Annotated in this window: 18 protein-coding genes; 6 read left to right on the plus strand and 12 right to left on the minus strand. The window is 58.5% G+C overall.

What is annotated here, in order from left to right; genetic code table 11:
• Window positions 1-10: 10 nt before the first annotated feature.
• The 8 genes from ETAA8_RS02690 to ETAA8_RS02725 form a co-directional block, all read right to left on the minus strand.
• Window positions 11-2,260 (minus strand): DUF11 domain-containing protein, encoded by a 2,250-nt coding sequence (locus ETAA8_RS02690; protein WP_145084505.1) that lies wholly within the window; start codon window positions 2,258-2,260, stop codon window positions 11-13.
• Between the two features lie 229 nt (window positions 2,261-2,489).
• Window positions 2,490-3,164, minus strand: coding sequence for a ubiquitin-conjugating enzyme E2 (locus tag ETAA8_RS02695; RefSeq protein ID WP_145084507.1), 675 nt, complete (start codon window positions 3,162-3,164; stop codon window positions 2,490-2,492).
• A 4-nt stretch (window positions 3,165-3,168) separates the two neighbouring features.
• Window positions 3,169-4,605 carry an MPN domain-containing protein gene (locus ETAA8_RS02700; protein WP_145084510.1) on the minus strand — a complete coding sequence of 479 codons (1,437 nt, stop codon included), beginning with the start codon at window positions 4,603-4,605 and terminating at the stop codon, window positions 3,169-3,171.
• A gap of 59 nt (window positions 4,606-4,664) precedes the next feature.
• Window positions 4,665-5,828 carry a HesA/MoeB/ThiF family protein gene (locus ETAA8_RS02705; protein ID WP_145084513.1) on the minus strand — a complete coding sequence of 388 codons (1,164 nt, stop codon included), beginning with the start codon at window positions 5,826-5,828 and terminating at the stop codon, window positions 4,665-4,667.
• A 136-nt stretch (window positions 5,829-5,964) separates the two neighbouring features.
• A complete protein-coding gene (locus ETAA8_RS02710) occupies window positions 5,965-6,486 on the minus strand; it encodes a Mov34/MPN/PAD-1 family protein (protein ID WP_145084517.1) in 522 nt (173 codons plus the stop codon).
• 124 nt (window positions 6,487-6,610) lie between these two features.
• Window positions 6,611-7,363 carry a ubiquitin-conjugating enzyme E2 gene (locus ETAA8_RS02715; RefSeq protein ID WP_202921522.1) on the minus strand — a complete coding sequence of 251 codons (753 nt, stop codon included), beginning with the start codon at window positions 7,361-7,363 and terminating at the stop codon, window positions 6,611-6,613.
• Window positions 7,364-7,433: 70 nt separating this feature from the next.
• Window positions 7,434-7,742: an EsaB/YukD family protein gene (locus tag ETAA8_RS02720; RefSeq protein WP_145084520.1), complete on the minus strand. Its 309-nt coding sequence runs from the start codon at window positions 7,740-7,742 to the stop codon at window positions 7,434-7,436.
• 265 nt (window positions 7,743-8,007) lie between these two features.
• Window positions 8,008-10,074, minus strand: coding sequence for a right-handed parallel beta-helix repeat-containing protein (locus ETAA8_RS02725; protein ID WP_145084523.1), 2,067 nt, complete (start codon window positions 10,072-10,074; stop codon window positions 8,008-8,010).
• Between the two features lie 480 nt (window positions 10,075-10,554).
• Between ETAA8_RS02725 and ETAA8_RS02730 the strand changes: the two genes are divergently transcribed.
• Genes ETAA8_RS02730 through ETAA8_RS02740 form a run of 3 tightly spaced genes read left to right on the plus strand, consistent with a single transcriptional unit; the run spans window position 10,555 to window position 12,545 of the window.
• Window positions 10,555-11,349: an SDR family NAD(P)-dependent oxidoreductase gene (locus ETAA8_RS02730; RefSeq protein ID WP_145084526.1), complete on the plus strand. Its 795-nt coding sequence runs from the start codon at window positions 10,555-10,557 to the stop codon at window positions 11,347-11,349.
• Window positions 11,350-11,398: 49 nt separating this feature from the next.
• The gene (locus tag ETAA8_RS02735; RefSeq protein ID WP_145084529.1) at window positions 11,399-11,956 is read left to right on the plus strand and encodes a DUF1922 domain-containing protein; all 558 of its coding nucleotides are present in this window, start codon (window positions 11,399-11,401) and stop codon (window positions 11,954-11,956) included.
• 37 nt (window positions 11,957-11,993) lie between these two features.
• Window positions 11,994-12,545 (plus strand): hypothetical protein, encoded by a 552-nt coding sequence (locus tag ETAA8_RS02740; RefSeq protein WP_145084532.1) that lies wholly within the window; start codon window positions 11,994-11,996, stop codon window positions 12,543-12,545.
• On the opposite strand, the gene ETAA8_RS02745 is transcribed toward ETAA8_RS02740, so the two are convergent.
• Both ETAA8_RS02745 and ETAA8_RS02750 read right to left on the minus strand, forming a co-directional pair.
• A complete protein-coding gene (locus tag ETAA8_RS02745; RefSeq protein WP_145084535.1) occupies window positions 12,542-13,528 on the minus strand; it encodes an SGNH/GDSL hydrolase family protein in 987 nt (328 codons plus the stop codon). The genes ETAA8_RS02740 and ETAA8_RS02745 overlap by 4 nt on opposite strands.
• Before the next feature lie 89 nt (window positions 13,529-13,617).
• Window positions 13,618-14,076 (minus strand): hypothetical protein, encoded by a 459-nt coding sequence (locus tag ETAA8_RS02750; protein WP_145084538.1) that lies wholly within the window; start codon window positions 14,074-14,076, stop codon window positions 13,618-13,620.
• 263 nt (window positions 14,077-14,339) lie between these two features.
• On the opposite strand from ETAA8_RS02750, the gene ETAA8_RS02755 reads away from it, so the two are divergent.
• On the plus strand, window positions 14,340-15,341 hold the full coding sequence (locus ETAA8_RS02755) for an NAD-dependent epimerase/dehydratase family protein (protein WP_145084541.1): 1,002 nt from the start codon (window positions 14,340-14,342) through the stop codon (window positions 15,339-15,341).
• Window positions 15,342-15,359: 18 nt separating this feature from the next.
• On the opposite strand, the gene ETAA8_RS02760 is transcribed toward ETAA8_RS02755, so the two are convergent.
• Together ETAA8_RS02760 and ETAA8_RS02765 are read right to left on the minus strand one after the other, a co-directional pair.
• Window positions 15,360-16,010: a hypothetical protein gene (locus tag ETAA8_RS02760; protein WP_145084544.1), complete on the minus strand. Its 651-nt coding sequence runs from the start codon at window positions 16,008-16,010 to the stop codon at window positions 15,360-15,362.
• A 117-nt stretch (window positions 16,011-16,127) separates the two neighbouring features.
• On the minus strand, window positions 16,128-17,198 hold the full coding sequence (locus tag ETAA8_RS02765; protein ID WP_145084547.1) for a 3-isopropylmalate dehydrogenase: 1,071 nt from the start codon (window positions 17,196-17,198) through the stop codon (window positions 16,128-16,130).
• A 382-nt stretch (window positions 17,199-17,580) separates the two neighbouring features.
• On the opposite strand from ETAA8_RS02765, the gene ETAA8_RS02770 reads away from it, so the two are divergent.
• Together ETAA8_RS02770 and ETAA8_RS02775 are read left to right on the plus strand one after the other, a co-directional pair.
• On the plus strand, window positions 17,581-18,033 hold the full coding sequence (locus ETAA8_RS02770; protein ID WP_145084550.1) for a thioredoxin family protein: 453 nt from the start codon (window positions 17,581-17,583) through the stop codon (window positions 18,031-18,033).
• A gap of 243 nt (window positions 18,034-18,276) precedes the next feature.
• Complete coding sequence (locus ETAA8_RS02775) at window positions 18,277-18,777, plus strand: DUF6924 domain-containing protein (protein ID WP_391484803.1); 501 nt, start codon at window positions 18,277-18,279, stop codon at window positions 18,775-18,777.
• Window position 18,778: the final 1 nt, after the last annotated feature.

Raw genomic sequence — 18,778 nt, forward strand, 5'->3', positions numbered from 1 at the left:
CCAGTGCGTTTTAACGGTCGAGATAGACGCGGGTGCTTTCTTCGCGGGTGACCGGATTCGGCCACTCGTTGCTGCTGATCTGAACGCGGATGATGAAATCGCCCGCCTTCTGAGCGTTGGCTTGAATGCGAAAGACGGCTTCCTCCTGCGGATTGAGCCGGGCGAGCGGCTCGAAAATAACGCGCGAGCCGTCGTTGGCCGCGCGCGTCGGTCCTTCGCCGGAGAGGGCTTTCAGTTCGGGTGGGAGCATTGCCGAGATGCGAATGTTGGTCGCCGACTTGGTGCCGATGTTCGTCACCTTCACTTCGTAGGTCGTATCGCTCCCCACTTCGATCGGGTCCGACAGATCGGCAATCGTGTGAATCAATTCCGCAGCAGCGTCGACGCTGACCACCTGCTCGAAGGCGGTGTTAAGGCCGAGGTCGGCGCGCCCTTCGATCCGCAATTTTTGATCGCCCACTTCCTGCGGCATGGCGGTCAACTTTACATTGCCAGCCTTAGTGGCGGGAAGTTCCTGTAAGCTCCAGAAGACCGCATGTTGCTGCGGGTCGTAGGTGCCTTGCGAATCGGTTTCGACGAACTTCATGCCGCGCGGCAAATAGGCGACGAGTTCGACATCGCGAGCTGCTGCGGTGCCGGGGTTGCTAACCGAGACGGTGTAAGTGGCTGGACGTTCGAGGAACCGCTTCTTCGGTCCCACGACGCCGACTTGCAACTGCGGGGCGATGACTTCGATGTTGATTTCGTGCTGGGCAGCCAGATTGGCATCGCCACGGACAACGATCGTGTTCTTGATGATGCCGGCCTTATCGGCGCGCAGGGTGAGTTCCATTCGCTTGGATTCGCCGGGCCGCAGCGTGCCGATTTCATATTCAAGCTCGTTGCCCGATTGATGCGACAGCCCTTGCGGCACGTCTTCTTCGACCACAACGCCTGTCGCGGCACCAGTGCCGGGATTGCTGACCGTGATCGTCATATTGAGCGTTTCGCCGATCAACAATTTTTCCGGCGCGCTATGCTCAATGGTGAGGAGTGGCCGAGTGCTGATGGAGCGGGCAGTGGCAGTCGCCGCGAAGGTAACTTGCGCGACACTGCCAATTTCGCCTTCGGCCTGCGGCATCACTTGCAATTGAATGACTTTCTCATCGCCGGGCTGCATGGTGCCGAGCGGCCAGACGAGCGTGCCATCGGCAGCCCGTTGAAATTGCGGCTTGGCTTCGACAAGTTGCGTTCCACGTGGGATCTGGTCAGTCACTTGGACTTGTTGGGCCGGAATCTGGCCGACATTCTTCACATGCAGTTCGAACGTGGCGAGTTTGCCCACTTGGATTTCAGCGGGGGCTACTTTTTCGAGCGTGAGTGCTGGGGTCTGGGCACCTTCGAAGTGACGTTCGCCCGGCGTTCCCTGGCCGGTGGCTTCTGAACGAGCACCGGCATCGCGGGGGGATGCAGCAGCACTGCTGCTGTAACCACCGAGAGCGCGCGGCGCGGGTTCAGCCAGGTCAGTCGCGGCCACTTGCGGAGCATACGAATTGGGCGAAGCTGTTTCCGGGGCCAGGCTCAGAGGTGCCGAACGGAGCGGCATCGGATTGTAGGCGGTAGGAATGGGCTCGGTCGGCGCGCTGTCGTAACCGGGCGGAGCATACGCGTTGGGCTGCATCGCTTCGGTGGGAGTTGGTTCGGTGGCAGGATCATCACTTAGCGAGGCACTACCGCGGATGGGATTGGCAGGAGGATCGCCCGGTGCAGCTGCAAAGCTATTGAATGGCGCAGGCTGGCCATCGGGCGGGGCGCTTGGCAAAGGTGCCTCTTCGGCAGGGGGCTGCGCGGGATCAGCGGCATAGGCTGCGTTGTCTCCAGCAACCACAGGTTGATAGGGAGCCAGTTGCGCTGGCGCTCCGGTATCGGCGGAGTAGGCCGGCGGCGTGCTGTCGGCAGGCGGCGTAGTCGCCGGAGTTCCATAAGCATTCGAGTTGAAAGCAAACGGCGGCGGTTGCGTTGGAGCTCCCACCGGCGCGTGCGGATCATAGACCGGTGCTTCGGCAGCTGCAGGGGTTGCAAACTCAGCAGGGTCACCAGGAATCGGCGCGCCGCCACCGGTGACGACCTTCTTCGGTTCGGGCAAGGCTTGCTTGCCGCTGATCCGCCGGTATCCGATGTAGCCCATGGACAGACCGGTCCCCATCACCAGCACCACAAGGGCCAGCTTGATGTTCATCTTCTCACGAACCCAACGGAGCATTCCCCACACGCGGTTCATGGCAATCGCCTCGCCGAAAATGCCGCTTCGCGAAAATCAGCACCGCGCGACACAATTGCGCGCGGGGCATGCAGAAGCCTGGCAGCTGGCGGTAATTAGCAAAACAAGCAGGGAGGCGAAAGAGCAATCCCCGGCAGTTGAGCGGAGAAACTGAAGAGAAAATCGCAAGATTTGCGCGCGATAGCAGCGCCCCTGAACCTGCAGTGAAGCAGCCCTGCTAGCGGCCCCGTTATTCCGGCCCAATGTAGAACACATCGTCATCCTTCCCCTTGGCACCGCGCTGCTTGCGCCCAGGTGAATTGGGTACCGGTGTATTCTCGTCAATGAAAAGGACTTCGCCCGTGGCTGCGGGAGAGGTCCACCGAACACCTTCGCCCGCGCGATGCGAATAGCTGACGATATTCGACGTGCTCACACTGCCAGCCGAACGCAGAGGACGACTGTCGACCGGAAGTTGATGCTTGCATTCGTCCTCGTACCAATTCTTGGCCGAGTAGTTGGTTGCGCGGTCGAGATTCAAATAGGCACTGCGAGCCATGTCCCACAAACGCTCGCAGATTACGTCGAGCCCCACGTCGGGCATCCATGGCAAACCCATTTCGTTCAGGTTGACGAACCCGCTGAACGAAATGTTGGGGTGAAGAATGGGAGTGAGCCAGCGAATATCGGGCGGGCTGGTGGGATAGGCATAGGGCAAGCGCACTTCGACCTGGTGAAGTTCGACAATCGAGATCTCGCCGGTCTGGGTCACATCGCGGGCCAGTCCTTTGCCGCGAAACGTAAAGACATACCGATCGGCTGGTTCCCCAAACGATTCGACTTTCAAAATGCTGCTGCCGGCACTCAGCTTCTGCAACAGCGCGTGGTCGGCGAGCAGACGTTCGGTGCGTTGCTTGGGATCCATGAATCTATCCTACGTTCTTGCCTGAGTTCTTTTCCGGGCTCGCGGTTTCGGTGGCCGGACTGTCGACTGCGGATGGCGGTGACTCTACCAGTGATTCGTCCACCGGAGCGTGCGCTTGGTTACGAAACCAATAACCGGCGAAACCGAAGGCCGCCAGTACGATGATGCCGCCTCCTAAATACCACCAGGTGCGGCCGTTTGGCGGCCAGGCGAAGGGACTGGTGCTGACCTCGTCGGCGGCGGGCTGCAATTGCTTTTCGAGCGCGGCAATTTGTCCGTCGCGCAGCTTCAGGTCGTCCGCCAGCTTCGTGTTCTCGGCATGGAGCTTCTCGTTTTTCGCTTCCCAGGTCTCAATCACAGCGGCCTGGTCAAGATTACTGCGCTCGAGTTTTTTGAGGCTGGCTTCGAACTCCGCGAACTTGTGCTCCTGCACTGCCTGACTATTGCGCAGCGCCAGTTCCAGATCTTTCCGTTTGTTCATCTCCTCGCGATAGTGCTCGACCAGCCCGCGATCGGTTCCCTTCACTTCTTGCAGCACGCGATCCATCACCAGCAAGTCGCGCTGGCTCTGATGGGCCAATTGTTCAGCCTCGGCGCGGGCCGCCAGTTCTTTTTCCAAGCTAAGTTTGGCAACCGCAGAATCGCCGCCATCGGGCGTGGCGAGCAGTTTCCAGGCAATCAGCGAGAGCAGGCAGAACTGCAGCGCGAGCATGCCCATCATCGCCATTCCTTCCCACGCGGGCTTCGGTGGCGGTGGTGGCGACTGCACGTAAATATTCGGCGAACCCGCGGAACCAGGTGTATAGCTGGGCATTGCTTGTTTTCCTTCTAACGCCTGCACGGTCTGTTCGAGTTCGGCCTGTCGAAAACGGGACGCGGTGACAAAGAACCCGCCCGTTCGCCTGATCCGTTCTTTGGGTTTGCCGGTCCACATGAAGAACGCCCGATCGAGCCGGCAGGGATCGATCACGTACGCCACGTCGAGCGGCTTGTTGAAAAAGTTATCGCAGATGAACATGTCCATGCCCGACAAGAACACACCCCAATCGGGATGCGTGTGATACCAGCCGGCCATTTGCATCTCGGCAGGAAACTCGTCCCGCTGGCGCGAGATCTTCTCCCACGTATCGTGCGTGAACTTGAAGCTTCCCTTCGTGCTTTCGTAATGCTCGGCCCGCAGCGAATCGGAAATGACGACGAAGGGCTGGCCTTCCGCATCTTCATAATGCCCGCCCAACATCACGCCGCCCAGTTCGACCGTCTTATCGCTTGCCGCGTGAGCTTCCATATCCAAGAGCACATCGAGGTCGACAAAAATCGGCAGATCACGCTCGACGGGCTGGCCATAAGCGACCACAGCAAAATGGCGATTGCGGTCGGGTCGCAGGTTCTGCTGCGGCTGCGACTCCTCGACTTCGCCAAATTGCATGTCGTCGGACATAGGGGAAGGGGCTGGGGGTTAGGAACTAGGGGCTAGGGGAAGGCAAGGCACTGATGAGGTTAGGCCTTGAATACTTCTTTCTCATCAGCGGCCAGCAGAAAGGTTTGATACTCACCGCCGCCGGTAACGCGAACAATATCGTAAGCAGGAATGCCGAGGGCAGCGAGTTTTTCACTGGCGAGCGGATGATCTTGAGCGATGGAGTGAATCATCTCGGGCTGGGCCGCCTGACTGCAACTGGGACACAAAGCTTCATCGGCGGCGACCAGTTGCTGCGGCCGCATGACGCTGCGCGTATTGCCACAACCACAGTGCAGCGCGAGGACCAGGTCCCGATCGAGTTCGAGCGTTAGCTTGGTACCTGCGGCGAAATGCGAGCGGGCCGCCCCGAATAGATCCTGCGCGGTAAACGATGCCGCGGAGGCGTCAAGCGAGATCGGCTCGGGGTAAGTCTCGTGGCTGAGGCAATCTTCTCGCCGCTGATAATGGGTCGTATAGAAGTTGTTGGCGATCCCATTGAAAACCATCGCCGCGCCGGCTTGCACAGGCAGACCGTGCAGCAGTTTGAGCGCTTCCTGGGTCTGCAGCCCAGCGATCATCGAACCAATCGTCGGGGCAGTCGGCACTTTGCCTGCGAGCAAGTCCTCTCGCTTCAGCAGCGGGCAACTATAGCGCAAACTGATGAGGCGATAATCGTTCTCGGTCATCGCGCATTCATAGCAAGCGCTGCCCGGCGGCACAAAGACTTTGGCCACGCCACTGATCTCTTGAATCCCACCATCCACCCACGGTGTGCCGACTTTCCAGCAGCAGCGATTGACCCACAGTCGAGCTTCGCGATTGTCGAGGCAGCCGATCACCACGTCGACATCGCGAAATACACCTAGCCCGATGTCGGTCATCACGTTGCCGTGAATCGGCACCACGTGCGTATCGGGATTAATCTCGTGCAGCATCTTCGCTGCGGCGATCGCTTTGCTCTGGCCGCGGTCACTCGCGCGAAACAGAACCGAGCGCGTCAGGTTCGAGTCTTCGATCTCGTCGAGATCGATCACCAGTACCTTGCCCACACCCAGCAACGAGAGATTCTTCAGCACCTCATTGCCCAGCGCTCCGGCACCCACGACCAAAATCTTCGCCGCGCGCAGTTTGTCCTGATCCCACCAGCTAATAAGCCGGAGGCGCGAGTAGCGGTCATCATCGTCGATGATAAAGTCGGACATGGAAGGAGGGGCCAGAGGTTAGGGGCCAGGGACCAGGATAAACGCTCAGATTTGGAGTTTGCAGTCCATGATTATTGATTGCAGCAGTTTTGAGAACCTTGCCTTTCCCTGATCCCTGGCCCCTAACCTCTGGCCGCTACCCGCCGAGGCACACAAACCCACAGTCGAGGACTTCGTCGGCGCGCCAGTGGAAGAAGCCGAGTTCCTGGCGACGGGGGTCGACGACCATGGCGATTTGCCAGGGGAGCGAAAAAAAGTTGCGGTGAATGAACAGGTCATAAGCGGAGAGGAAAACGCCAAAACCTGGATGCGTATGTTGCCAGCCGACAACGACCGCACCAGGAAAGCGAAGTTCCGCCTGCCGGTGCAAGTCAGACCAGGTCTCATGCGTGAAGGTTAGGGACGCGGCCCGCGAAGTGGCTTGCACGGCGGGATGAAAATGCCGCACGATCACGCAATTGGGCTCTTCTTGATGAATCTCGCCCAGCAAGAAACCTCCCACTTCGCGCACCAGGTCGTGACTTGAGTACGACAGAATCTCGTCGAGCACGGGCTCTTCGATCACGACCACTGCGCCGCTCCGATAGAGCGTCCCCAGTTGCCGCGCATCGCGCAGCCGGTCGAGGTCAAAAGGTTCTTTGGCCCGAGCTGAGGTCATAGCAATGGAATGGTATCAATACGAAATGTTCGCGATTGCCTGAGCCAGAAGCGTCAGCGGCGCGGAGAATTCACTGCCGAAGCAAGTACTCTCCGGGCGCTAACGCTACCGGCTCAGAAATGGACTATTGAATAAACATGATGTCGGAATCGCTGGCAGCGGGACGAACGATCTCGGCTTCAATGGCGTCATCCAAAAACATCACGCCACTTTCTTCCGCTTCGTTAGCGCGCCGCGCAATAGTCGCGGCGGGACGAACGGGGGGACGAATGACAGGCGGAATTGCGGCGCGAACGGGGACCGGCACCGCGGCGACTGGTGTGCGCACGGGGCGATCGAGCTTGGCCGGCGTCGGCTTTATGCCCATGCTTTCCATTTCTGCCGCCCGGGCAAGTCGGTCGCGTAGCGGGCGAGCATCGAGCGGCAACTTGTGCGACGACTGGGTCTTGGCCCACAGGGCCGCTTCGCGATTGTAGGGGCTCGTCACGTCGTAGTTTTCGTAACGAATCATGTCCCACAGCATGTGGCACAATTCGTCGAGCGTAAGGCTCGGCACCCAATACGTACCATAGCCGCCGAGGCAGACCGAGCCGTTGCCCGAAATGTTCGGATGGAAGATCGGCGACTTCCAGCGAATCTCTGGCATCATGCGCGGATAGCCCGCGCCGAGCCGAATGGTCACTTCGTGACGTTCCTGAAGTTCGATCGGTCCGCTGTTCTCGCCGCGCATCAGGCCGCGGCCGAGAAAACGAATCTGATACGCCTCGGGCAGGTCGCCATCGGCAGTGAAATGCAGGATCGAACTTTCGGCCTGCAGCTGTTGCATCGCTCTCAGGTCGCTATGCAGCCGGCGCAGGCGGGGAGATGTAGCGCTCATGCGAATGTTTGAGCCAGAAGAGAAGAAAAGACTTAGAACTCGGCAGACCAGGAGGTCTGCCGCCACGAGCTTAACCGGCCACGATCTCGGGATAGACGATCAAGTGATGACCGTCGAATACCGAGGCGTCGATCAGGGTTTGTTCTTCGCGCAGCCGCTTGCCACCCTCTTTATGATCGAGGCTATAGCTCATCGGCTGCCCGTCGGGACCCATCACGGGTAAGTTCATTTTGGTGATGATGTTGGGCAGAATTCGCTTCACGGTGACCGTATCGGCAATCACCGCTTCGACGCTCTTGGCGCCGGTCTGATCGAGAAACGTAACCCGCGTTCCCTTACGCTCCTCGTTCGAGGACGCTGCATTCGAGGGGACAGACATGACCTTATCACTCCTGGCGACGAAATGTCGGCTTGGCAAGGTATTCGCTCGTCAGCCGTCGATCTTACGGCATGCCGTAACGATTTCCTACCGTCTGCGCTAAAAGGAAGACAAAGTAGACCACTGACAGTTCGCGCAAGTCATTACAAAGATAAAAGTTAAAGCCATCGATAAGCGTTGCTCTATGGCAACCGTAAGTTCTTAGCATTGCAAGTGCTAACAGCCAGTTGGTCGGCTTAGGGAATTGGTTAAAGGGGGCGAGGTGTCAGTCGCGGAGTGACTGACGAACGGGTGCTTCGCCAGTGAATAACGAGATTCGCCCGTCGACGCCGACGCCCCAGGCAGGAGCGCCGTGGGGAATGGCGCCGATATCGGGTTCGGCTTGATCGGCGTCGCGCAGGGGATCGGGCCAGGCAGCAGGGACTTTCAGACCGGAGTTCAGAGCGGGGCTGTCGGGTTGCAAGTGCAGGTCAGCAGTTGCTGGTGAATCGACCGAGTAAGCAACAAACTTGGGATCGGCGACTTTATCGTGCGTGGTGAGCCCCGGTTCATAATACTTGCGACTGGCGATGAACAGTGGCGAGGCACGGAACTTGGCAAATGGTTCGCGGGCCAGTTCGGGCCCTTCTTTCAAGCCCCATAGCAGGTTGCCACCGGCGCGCACGTTACCTGGCTCTTTAATGCCGGCGAAGCCCGCGCCGGGAACTTGCTCGGCCTGCACAAAAATGTTGTTGAGGACATCGCGCTCGGTATTCCGCAGCCCTTGAGCACCTAGCCCAAAGAGAAAGTAGTCGCGAAAGACAGGAGTCTTGCGCAGCGTGGTGTTGTGATAGAAGCGGAGCACGGGCCAGGTGGGTCCACCGTGATCGCCGACCAGATGACCTTCTTCGTGCAGATAGCTGCCGGTGGCGTCGGCCTCTTTAGGAGGCGATTTGTAGGTGCCGCGGCGGAGGTCGATCACATTGCGATAGACGAACACGCCGGTTTCGGGAGTGTGATCGACGGGAGATTCGTCCTTGTCAATCTCGTGCTGCGAGAACGGTATCAGGCACGCACCAATCCGGTTCTGCGAAATGAAGAGGGTGTGTGCGCGGAGCTTAGGGCCAGACTCGAGGCCATCGTCGTTAAAGTTGTCGACCAGGTTGTGATGGAAGCGGAGGTTGGTCGCGCAGCGAAGATAAGCGAAGTCGTGATCGTCGGTGAATTCGCACCAGGCGAGTTCGATGTCGTCATTCAGCGGTTGATTGTTCTGCAGCACGATCTGATACGAGGCGGTCCCTCGATACTTCATGTGCGCGCGGGAAGTCCAGGGAGCAGCCAAACCGCGAAAGGCGCTGTTCGTGACGCGAAGGCTCTTCGTCGCATTGACGAGTAGAGCTGGAAAGCCGCCATAGACGGTCAGATGATCGAGTTCGATATTCTCCGAGCCGTAGACGTGGATCAGAGGACTGCCCGTCGCGCCGCGCAGGACGAGGCCTTGAATCGTCACGTGCTTGATGCCGGTCAAGCGGAGAACGTTCGCGCCAAAGCCGAGGGCCACGATGAGAGGCACGCGGCGCGGATCGGTTTCGCCGCGATACGCCTGCTTGCCAAGCCCCGCCAATTGGTTGTGGGCGAGGCGAATGTGAACTCGCCCCGTCTGCCGGTTGAACCACATCCCCGGCCCACCATAGAGACCGATCGTTGCAATTTCCTGTTTGTTCCCGAGCCAGTATTCGTTCGGTGAACGAAGATCCTTGAGCGTGCGATAGCCATGGAGCGGCACGAGTGAATCGGCAAAGTTGCCGAGTGCCAAGGGCCGCTCGTCTTCGATGCCCCACATGGGTTCCCAGGCACCCGGCAGGAACTGATGCGGCGGCAAGCGCGTGTCGGCATCAAAGTAAGATTTCGCGGAGATGTATTCTCCTTCGGCACCATCGGGAAGTGGTCGCCAACTGCCAGCTGGGTCTTCGGCAAACTCCCTCAGTCCGCCGTCGAGGATGGCGAGTTCGCCCGGATAGGAAGCAATGGTGATGGGTGCCTCTGCTGTGCCGGAGCGCACGAGAGCCACGTGTTCGTAATAGGTTCCGCCGCGGAGATAGATGGTATCGCCCGGCTGTACCTTGCGGGCTGCATAACGCAGCGAGCGCCAGGGTGCCGCTTCGGTCCCGGCGTTGGAGTCGTGACCACGAGTTGCATCGACGAACAACTTGGGGCCTACGGCTAGTTCACCTTTGGTCGGAGTGGGGAGAGGCCGCTGCGGCGGGTGCGAACGATACTCGGCTCCGGGGGCGATCGAGACGGCGAGTAGTAACCAGACAAACGTGAGGAGAAACCTGATTCGATCATTCATGGTTAGCTCGCCTGATCTTCATGCGTGGCGGGAGAGAATTCGCTTGCGCTGGTGACCAGGGTAGTCCTTCCTGTGGCGACAATCAAAGCGGGGCGGTGTTAACTGGTCGGGCTGACAGGCCGATCCGAATGACCGGACTGACACGCAACGGCTGTGTCGCGCGGGACTTATCGGCGGTCTGATGCGGCGGTGGCTAGTCGACGTAAGTTGTCGACTAGCTTAATCAGGGGGTGTTCAAGAATGGGCGGTAATTAAATATAAGGATTTGCGTATAGTTCGAGAAATGCGCAATTTATATACCAATAATTAGGTGGATAGTTGGACAGTTACGTCGATTTTCGGCTCGGGTTCACTGAAGTTACGACGAGAGTCCCGGTTGCAGCCGATGCCCCGCAGGTTGACGTTCGGCCCATAGCGGCCACAATGGCGGGACTCTGTTGGCCGAACTGTTTGCCGAACTTGATGCAGGAACTAGCTGGCATGTCTGATGTCGATTTGCGGGGTGAAGTGGCCGTTGTGACCGGGGCCAGCTTGGGAATTGGCGAGGCGACCGCGGTGGCCTTCGCGCGGGCCGGGGCAAGCGTGATTGTGAACTATCGTTCGCACCGCGAGCAGGCTGAGAAAGTGGTCGCCGAATGCGAGCAGGTCGGCGGCAAGGCCATTGCCATTGCGGCCGATGTCGCCGATCAAGCAGCTGTCGAAGGTTTGGTTGACGCCGCCGTGAAGAACTTCGGCAAGTTGACGATTGCCGTGAGCAACGCGGCTTACAGCGATCGCGAGGTCTTCTATCAGGCCGATATGGTGGGCTTCAAGCGGACGGTCGATGTGACGATGTGGGGGGCGTTCTACCTGATGCGAGCGGCGACCCAACAAATGATCAAGCAGGGTGGCGGCGGCTCGATTGTGCTCGTCAGTTCGCCCCACGCGTTCATCCCGGCACCGCGGGCCATGGCTTACAACATGTCGAAGGCGGCGATCGAGCATGCAGCGCGGACGGCGGCCATTGAAGTGGCCGAACATCGCATTCGCATCAACGTCATCCAGCCCGGCTGGACCGATACTCCCGGCGAACGCAAATTCGCTAGCGAAGACACGCTGCAAACGGCAGGGGCGAAGATTCCCCTGGGCCGACTGGGCACGCCGCAGGAAATGGCCGAGGGAATTCTCTATCTGGCCAATCCGAAGAACACTTATCTGACCGGTGCGGCACTTCTAATCGACGGCGGCATCAGTTTGCCTTGGTGGGCCAATCGCGGGTCGGCAGCTCCCGGGTAAGTTGCCTGGTGGAGGCGAACGAGTTGCGAGTAGAAGGTAGAATCAGATTATGACCACCACGCAGCCACAGTTGTTTTTGGTTCCTTGCTCGTGCGGCGAGAAGTTGCGCGTCCGCGGAGGACAAGCGGGCGAGAAGTTGACGTGCAAGTGCGGCGCGAGTGTGGCCGTTCCCACCGTTCGTCAATTGCGACAACTGGAAACGGTTGAGGATGCATCAGCCCCTCAGCCAGCGGCTGCGTGGACTGCCTGGCAAGGTCCGCTGTTCTCGATTGGCGCTCTGTTGCTGTTTGTCGGCGTCGGCGTACTTGTATACACCCGGCTGTTCAGCGTGCTTCCGAGCGATGAATTGAAGCAGCGCTTCGAAGTGGATGTGAAACGGGCGATGATCCCGGTCGAGCAACTGGGCGCTGCGGATTTGCTGGATGAATTCAACGCGCTCCGCGAACAGGGACGGACGACTGAGTTCGACTACGTTTTCGAACAAGCCCATAGTGCGTCGGCCGCTCATCAAACCCGGCAACTGGTCGGCAACTCGTTGGCAGGCATTGGTGGCTTGTTGGTCGTTGCCGGAATTGCGATGGCGCTAGCGACCCCACGGCGGGGATAGTTTCTCAGCGTTCGCCACATCTGGAGAAAGTCTCGGCGTGGACGTCAATCCGTATGCTTCGCCGACTGTTCCCAATGAGCCTGAGACACCGGGAGTAGGTGCCTGGCGTGATGGACCATATTTGGTCATGCATCTAACGGCCGAGTTGCCCCGCTATTGCATTGCCACAGGTGACCCGGCAGACGGCGCACGCGAGTTTGTGCTGACGTGGAAGAATCGAGAGGAATGGCTGAGCCGCACGCACTTGTTCTGGCTTCCACAGACTCGCGTCTATCTGAATCAATACTCTCGCCAAAAGAGACGGGGGCAACTTGGCGTCGTCCTGTTGGGGCTGGCGTCAATTCTCTCGGTGGTTTCCGTTTCGCCGTCGCTCCAATTCATTCCAGCCCTTTCTCTCGACGAAGTGCGTTCGTGGCTACTTTTTGTTGCACTCGGCCTGGTCGTTGCGGGAGGCTTTCTTTGGCTGGCCAGTGCAGTCAACCGTCCGCCGTTAAAACAAGTCCACTCTTGGCGAGATTATATTTGGTTTCAAGGCGCTCATCCTGAATTCTTAGCGCGCCTGCAACCCTGGCCCCTTCCGAGTCGCTAGGGAACCAATGGCTGCTGGCCGATGGCTCCTTTCTCTTCGATCATTGCGAGCAGAAATAATCGCCGCACAGCGTCGTAGCCGCGATCGTTGGGATCTTCGAGATTGAAATAGTACCAGTAGTGCGGATCGTCGCTGCGGTAGTGCTTCCTCCAGAATTTGCGGCAGTGAACGCCATGCCCGAGAAACTCGGCGTGCATGGGGACTAAGCGCACGTGCGGATGCTTGGCAGCTGCGGAGCGGAGGGCCGCGTTGTAGGCACCGTGAATGGGAATCAGGTCGGGCCACGGCGGCAGGCGAACTGTCTCGGGCTGACCATAGCCATCGGACGGGTCGTAGATATCGGCGACGAAGATGAGGCAACCACCGGGAAATCGCTCTTCGATCAGCCCGAACAATTCGTCGAGCCGGCGGCCGTAGTTGGCGATCCACGGTTCCGCTTCTGAGAGCATGGCACCATACATGGCCCCTTCGCGCGGTGGTGTGCGGCCATACCAGTGAATCAAGTCGTTGCCGCCACTCGTCATGACAACCAAGCCGAAAACATCGGCCGGCTGCGCGAGGAGCTTGGTTTTCACTTGCTCGACGTGTTGCGGAGAGTTGCTGCCAGAGACGGCGATGTTCAGCGTCTGCAAGTTCGGCAGCACCGCGGCGAGATTTCGCCCCGCGATGTCTGCGAAATCGTCAGCTGGCGGCGCGTGCAGTCGTTTGAAATAGGAACGGCCACCCGTCGACCCCAGGCCCGCGGTCACGCTGTCGCCAATGCCCACCAAGAGCACGGGTCTTTCTGTCCAAATTGCTTGAAAGGGCTCGAGGGGAACCGGGCGACCTGCTGGCCCAGTTCCCATCGGCAGGTACAACCAATAGTGGATGTAGCCAGCAGCGAGGCCGACCAACAGCAGGCCGACGATCACCAACCAGCGCAGCAAACGACGGGGCTTCTTCACCGCCGCTGCAGGAGGCGATTCCAGAACATTGTTGGTCATGATGAGGAGTCGGAGAAGAGTGTTGAGAAGTGCGGCGCACGAGAACTCCCGAACAGCCTTATCGAGTCTAGCTCAACCTGCGCGTGACTTCACGCGTTACCCGCACCCTCTTGAATTCCCAGCCACTGCAGGGCTAACTGCGTGATGGGAAAGAATTCAATCTCTAAGCCTCGATTGGCAGCGACGGTTTGAAAGAAGCGGGTCATCTCGTCGGGTTCGTATCTTTCCCACCGGCAAGCGATTTTGAGCGGCAGCTTGCTGCCGGCGATGGTCTTGGCCGAGTCGTACGCATCGAGCGTGCTGAGGTTCCGGCGCGGATTGGTGGCCTGCGAGAGGACGCGAGTGCAGTTGTGCACGCGGCAGAATTCGATCACCGCGGCCCAATGGCGGGCGAGACTCGTAGGGGTTAGTTCGAAGTCGGGTGCGAGCTGTACCACGACATAACTCTCCCGAAGTTCCAACGTGAAGTTGTCATTCATCGACACCGCCTGCGTACTAATTTCCGTTAGCAGTTGTCCGCCACGCAGCTGATATTCTACACGTCTCATTATTAGCGAGGCACCTGCAATCTTGGTGAGTGTCACCTAATCTCATGAGTGCTGTAACCCACTTGAACGGCAACCATATCCACTTCATGTCGGCCGTTGACAGGGTGGTTTCCGCACTCGCATTCAATTTCGCGTAAAGCCGTACGCTCGATTCTTTGTCAGTTGATTGAGCTGTCACTTCCCCCAGCTTGTAAACGCCCTATTGTCTCCAGTGCTGCTCACTCTACACTGCCGGGCTCGTTTCACACTCGAAAGTACCAGCCATGAACCAGGTTTCTGCAGGCCCGCTCGTTCTCGTTACAGGGGCCACCGGCAAAGTTGGCCAGCACTTCTGCGACGCCCTGCTTGCGAGTCCGGCCCACACGACTTGGCGGATCCGCGCGCTCTGTCACAACCGGCAGTTGCCGCCGGGACCACGAGTGGAATCGGTGCAGGGATCCATTGCAGATCGAAATGCAGTCGAGCGAGCGCTCGACGGTGTGACTCACGTCGTACATCTGGCGACGTGCAAAGAAACCCCAGAAGACGTGATGGACGTCACAGTAAAGGGACTCTTCTGGCTCCTGGAAGGTTGCCGCCAGAGCGCTGCGTTCAGGCAGTTCGTGCTCATTGGTGGCGACGCCGCGCTCGGGCACTTTGTCTATCCACATCCGTTGCCTGTGACGGAAGAGCAGATCCACTCCGCCTATCCCGGCTGTTATGCGCTGTCGAAAGTGTTGGAGGAAGTGATGCTCGAGCAGTACCAGATTCAATACGACCTGAATGGCTGCTGCCTGCGCGCGCCGTGGATCATGGAGAAGGACGACTTCAAATACCAACTCTCGTTTGGCGAAGATGTGTTTGGTGGGCCCAGGTGGCGCGATCTGGTCGGTGCTGCCAAAGCCGATGAGTATGTACGCAAGGGGCGCGTGCCGGTGATGCTCGATCCTGCCGGCCAGCCTGTGCAAAGAAACTTTGTCCACGTCAGCGATCTGGTCGCGGCCATTCTGCTGGCTCTCGATCATCCGCAGGCCGAGAAGCAGACCTTCAACATTTGCTGCAACGAGCCGGTGAATTACCGGTTCGTCGCTGAGTATTTGAAGGAGACCCGAGGGCTGCCTGCGGTCGATGTGCCCACGCCGTACTACTCAACTTGGCTCGACAATGCGAAAGCCAAGTTCTTGCTCGGCTGGCGCCCGCAGTATGACTATCGCCGCCTGATCGACGATGCTTACAACTTTCAACGCGCGGCCAGCGACCCACGCAAGATTTGGTATCCGGGGTAAAGTATTGAAGCTGGATTGTTACCACGCGGTCACAAATGACCAGGCTTCGCCGCAAGACCAGCCACACCAGTTGCAGCTTTGGCTGCAGCAGCGACCCCAGCGGACGTACCAAGGATCGATCACTTCGGGCTGGCCAATTGCGAACTCGACCTTGGGCCGATGACTTTGCTCCAACTGCTTGAGTAGTTCGGCCGGATGAATTTTGTGGGGTTCGGCGAAGGCGTACCGTCCAGTTCGATTGAGCGTGTTGGCGGCGAGTTCCGCACAGTGCGTCCCATCGCCGGGCTTGCCGCGCACATAGTTCTTCACCGAATAGCGCCGCCCGAGTTGCACGTCGAGATGCTCTTGCATCGCAGCAACTTCGGTCGCATCGTACTTCTGCTTCGGCTCGACCACCCACTGCTGAATCGCCTTGCTCTTGCTGCGTCCAGCGTTGATGCGAGCCAGTTCCGTTTGATAGTCGCCCCAGGTCAGCCGGCGAACCTTCCCCGGTGTCGCTTCATAGATCCAGGTTTCGCTCCCCTCACGAAAGACGAGCGCCACGTGCCCGATCTCATCGCGGGTCGTGTATTCGACCACGCTGTTGCAGTTCTGCAAAAAGACCAAGCTGCCGTCGCCCACCTCCGGCGACACAGCACACAACGCGAGCACCAACCACAGCGAATGCATGGCAAGGCTTCCTGGAAGTGCGAAACGTCGGACCAAACGGTTCGACCAATTGGAAGGTTATTCGCCGGGGGCGGCAGACTATTGATCCGCCGCCGATTTTGCTAACTGAGAAACGACTTACAGCGCCCCAACAACCAGGTCGCCGATCTCTTTGGTGCCGTGGCCCATTTTGCCGGCAGATTGGCTCTTCATCTTGGTGCCGGTGATGGTTTGCACGGCCTTCATCACGCGAGCGCCGGCGGCAGGCTGGCCCGAGTGTTCGAGCAGCATGCTCATGGCGGCGATGGCAGCGATCGGGTTGATCACGTTCTGGCCGGTGTACTTCGGCGCACTGCCACCCATCGGCTCATACATGCTGATGCCCCCCTTATCGGGATTGATGTTGCCGCCCGCCGCGACGCCGAGGCCACCTTGGATCATCGCACCGAGGTCGGTGATGATGTCGCCGAACATGTTGGTGGTGACGATCACATCGTAATACTCGGGGTTCTTCACCATCCACATGCAGCAGGCGTCGACGTGGTTGTAGTCGGCCTTCACATCGGGGAATTCCTTCTGCACGTCTTGGAAGGTCCGCCACCACAGGTCGTGGCCGTAGGTGAGGACGTTCGTCTTGGCGACGAGCGTCAGCATCTTCCCCTTGGGGTTGTTCCGCTTCTGCGTGTATTGAAACGCCCAGCGAATGATTCGTTCGCAGCCCTTGCGGGTGTAAACGGCGGTCTGCGTGGCCACTTCGTCGGCCGTGTTCTTCTTCAGCCAGCCGCCGATGCCTGCGTACATGTCTTCGGTGTTCTCGCGGACGACGACGAAATCGATATCGGCCGGGCCCTTACCCACCAGTGGGCATTCGACGCCGGGGAACAACTTCACCGGACGAAGATTGACGTATTGATCGAGTTGAAAGCGGAGTTCCAGCAGCAGGCCTTTTTCGAGGATGCCGGGCTTCACGTCCGGATGGCCAACAGCGCCCAGATAGACCGCATCGTACTTCTTCAGTTCGGCGACGCCGCCAGCAGGAAGTGTTTCGCCTGTCTTGAGATAGCGCTCGCCACCCCAGTCCAGAAAGTTGGTGGTGTACGTGAACTTCTCAAGCTTGCTGACCGCTTCGAGCACCTTGAGTGCTTCTTGGGTTACTTCGGGGCCGGTGCCATCGCCGGGAATGATCGCCAGTTTCAACGGGTTTGCCACTGCAATTCTCTCAATCGCGAACGTTCAGGGAGTAATAAGCCAACTCGTAAGCTCAAAAGTTTAAACAGCCAAACGGCAGCCGGACAGGGTCGGCTTTTTTTTTCGCACTATTTCGCTCGCGAACAAATTGGCGGTCCGGATGTTATCGACAGGTTTTCCGCACCCTTCGCCACGCGCGCCCCAAAGTCTCCAGGTTGGTTTGCCTCGGTAAAAGCTGCAGTCACCACAATGCGAGACGCTGGAGGTTTGCGAAGTTTGGGCAAAGGGTAATGACAAGCCGGAAAATTTTACCTATGCTACCGCCTCGCTTCATTCTCCCAGCTCAAACACAAGGGAGAAGGTTGGATTTCGAACGTTCGTCGCTACTTAAAAGGACTGATCAATGAGTGGACTAGCGATGGGGTTGATGCTGCAAGCAGCGCTCCTGACAAGTGGGGCCGATTCTTACGACACGGCTTTGCAAGCGGCGAAGGATAATGGCCAGCCTCTCGTGGTTCTGATCGGTGCCGATTGGTGCCCCGGCTGCGTGACGATGAAAAACTCGACGATGCCCAGCATGGCCCGCTCTGGCCAACTGAAGAACGTCAACTACGCCACGATCAATTACGACCAAAACCCAAATCTCGCCCGCCAACTGATGCGTGGTAACTCGATTCCCCAACTGGCCGTCTTCATCAAGACCGACAAGGGCTGGCATCGCGAACAAGTGACCGGTGCGACCAGCCCGGGCGCTGTCTCCGCCATGCTGCAGCGGGCTGTCGCCGCCAAGACCAGTCAGGCCGATACCAAGGTTGTCTCGGAAACCACCGACACTAGCGCAGGCGGCGGGAACTAGTTCGTTCAGTCTTACAAATTGATATTGGTGGTAGGTCACTTCGGCTCGAAGTGACCTTTGAAATTCAGTGCGAATTGAGCGAGCGCTAGCCACTCTTTTGCAAACACGACGATCGTCGTGTCTACTCTGCTGATGTTCTCTAACACGGCAATTCTCGCACTAAGTTGCTTCGGCTTGGCTTCGTTAGTCGCTTGTTCACCGGCGAGTAAACCTGCGCGGTCACAGTCGACTACTTTCAAATCAATGTCCAAACCGCCCTACGCACCTCGCGAGACCGATCCTTGGGTGATTAGGACTGACTACACCGACAATCATGCCTGGCAAGATGCCCAAACGTTGATTAGCACGCCTCAAACGAAATATGCGTTCATTCCCCACGTACGCTTCGTGAGCGATGAAAAATATCGCGACAAGAGTCCAAGTGAATTGCTTCCGCTATTTCCCGACAACTACCCACATCGGTTTTGCTTCGTTGTGGACCGTCGCACACTTCAAGACCCTGAACATCCAGTTTTGGTTGTTGGCTTCTCGCCGCCTATACCGAAGGGCAAGGATCTCGCGACGATCATGAAAACGCCTCGACCAGCGATTCGTGATTTTCCGCCGAACGAAATTAAGACCTATCGCGTGATTCCGAGCGAGCTCTACGCCATCGAAAACAACTTGTCGATCGGCAACATGGATTTCGACGAGTTTGCTAACGCGGTGGATATGGACAGTGTATTCCGCGGCTTTGCCGAATGAC

This window comes from Anatilimnocola aggregata (genome assembly GCF_007747655.1).
GTDB lineage: Bacteria > Planctomycetota > Planctomycetia > Pirellulales > Pirellulaceae > Anatilimnocola > Anatilimnocola aggregata.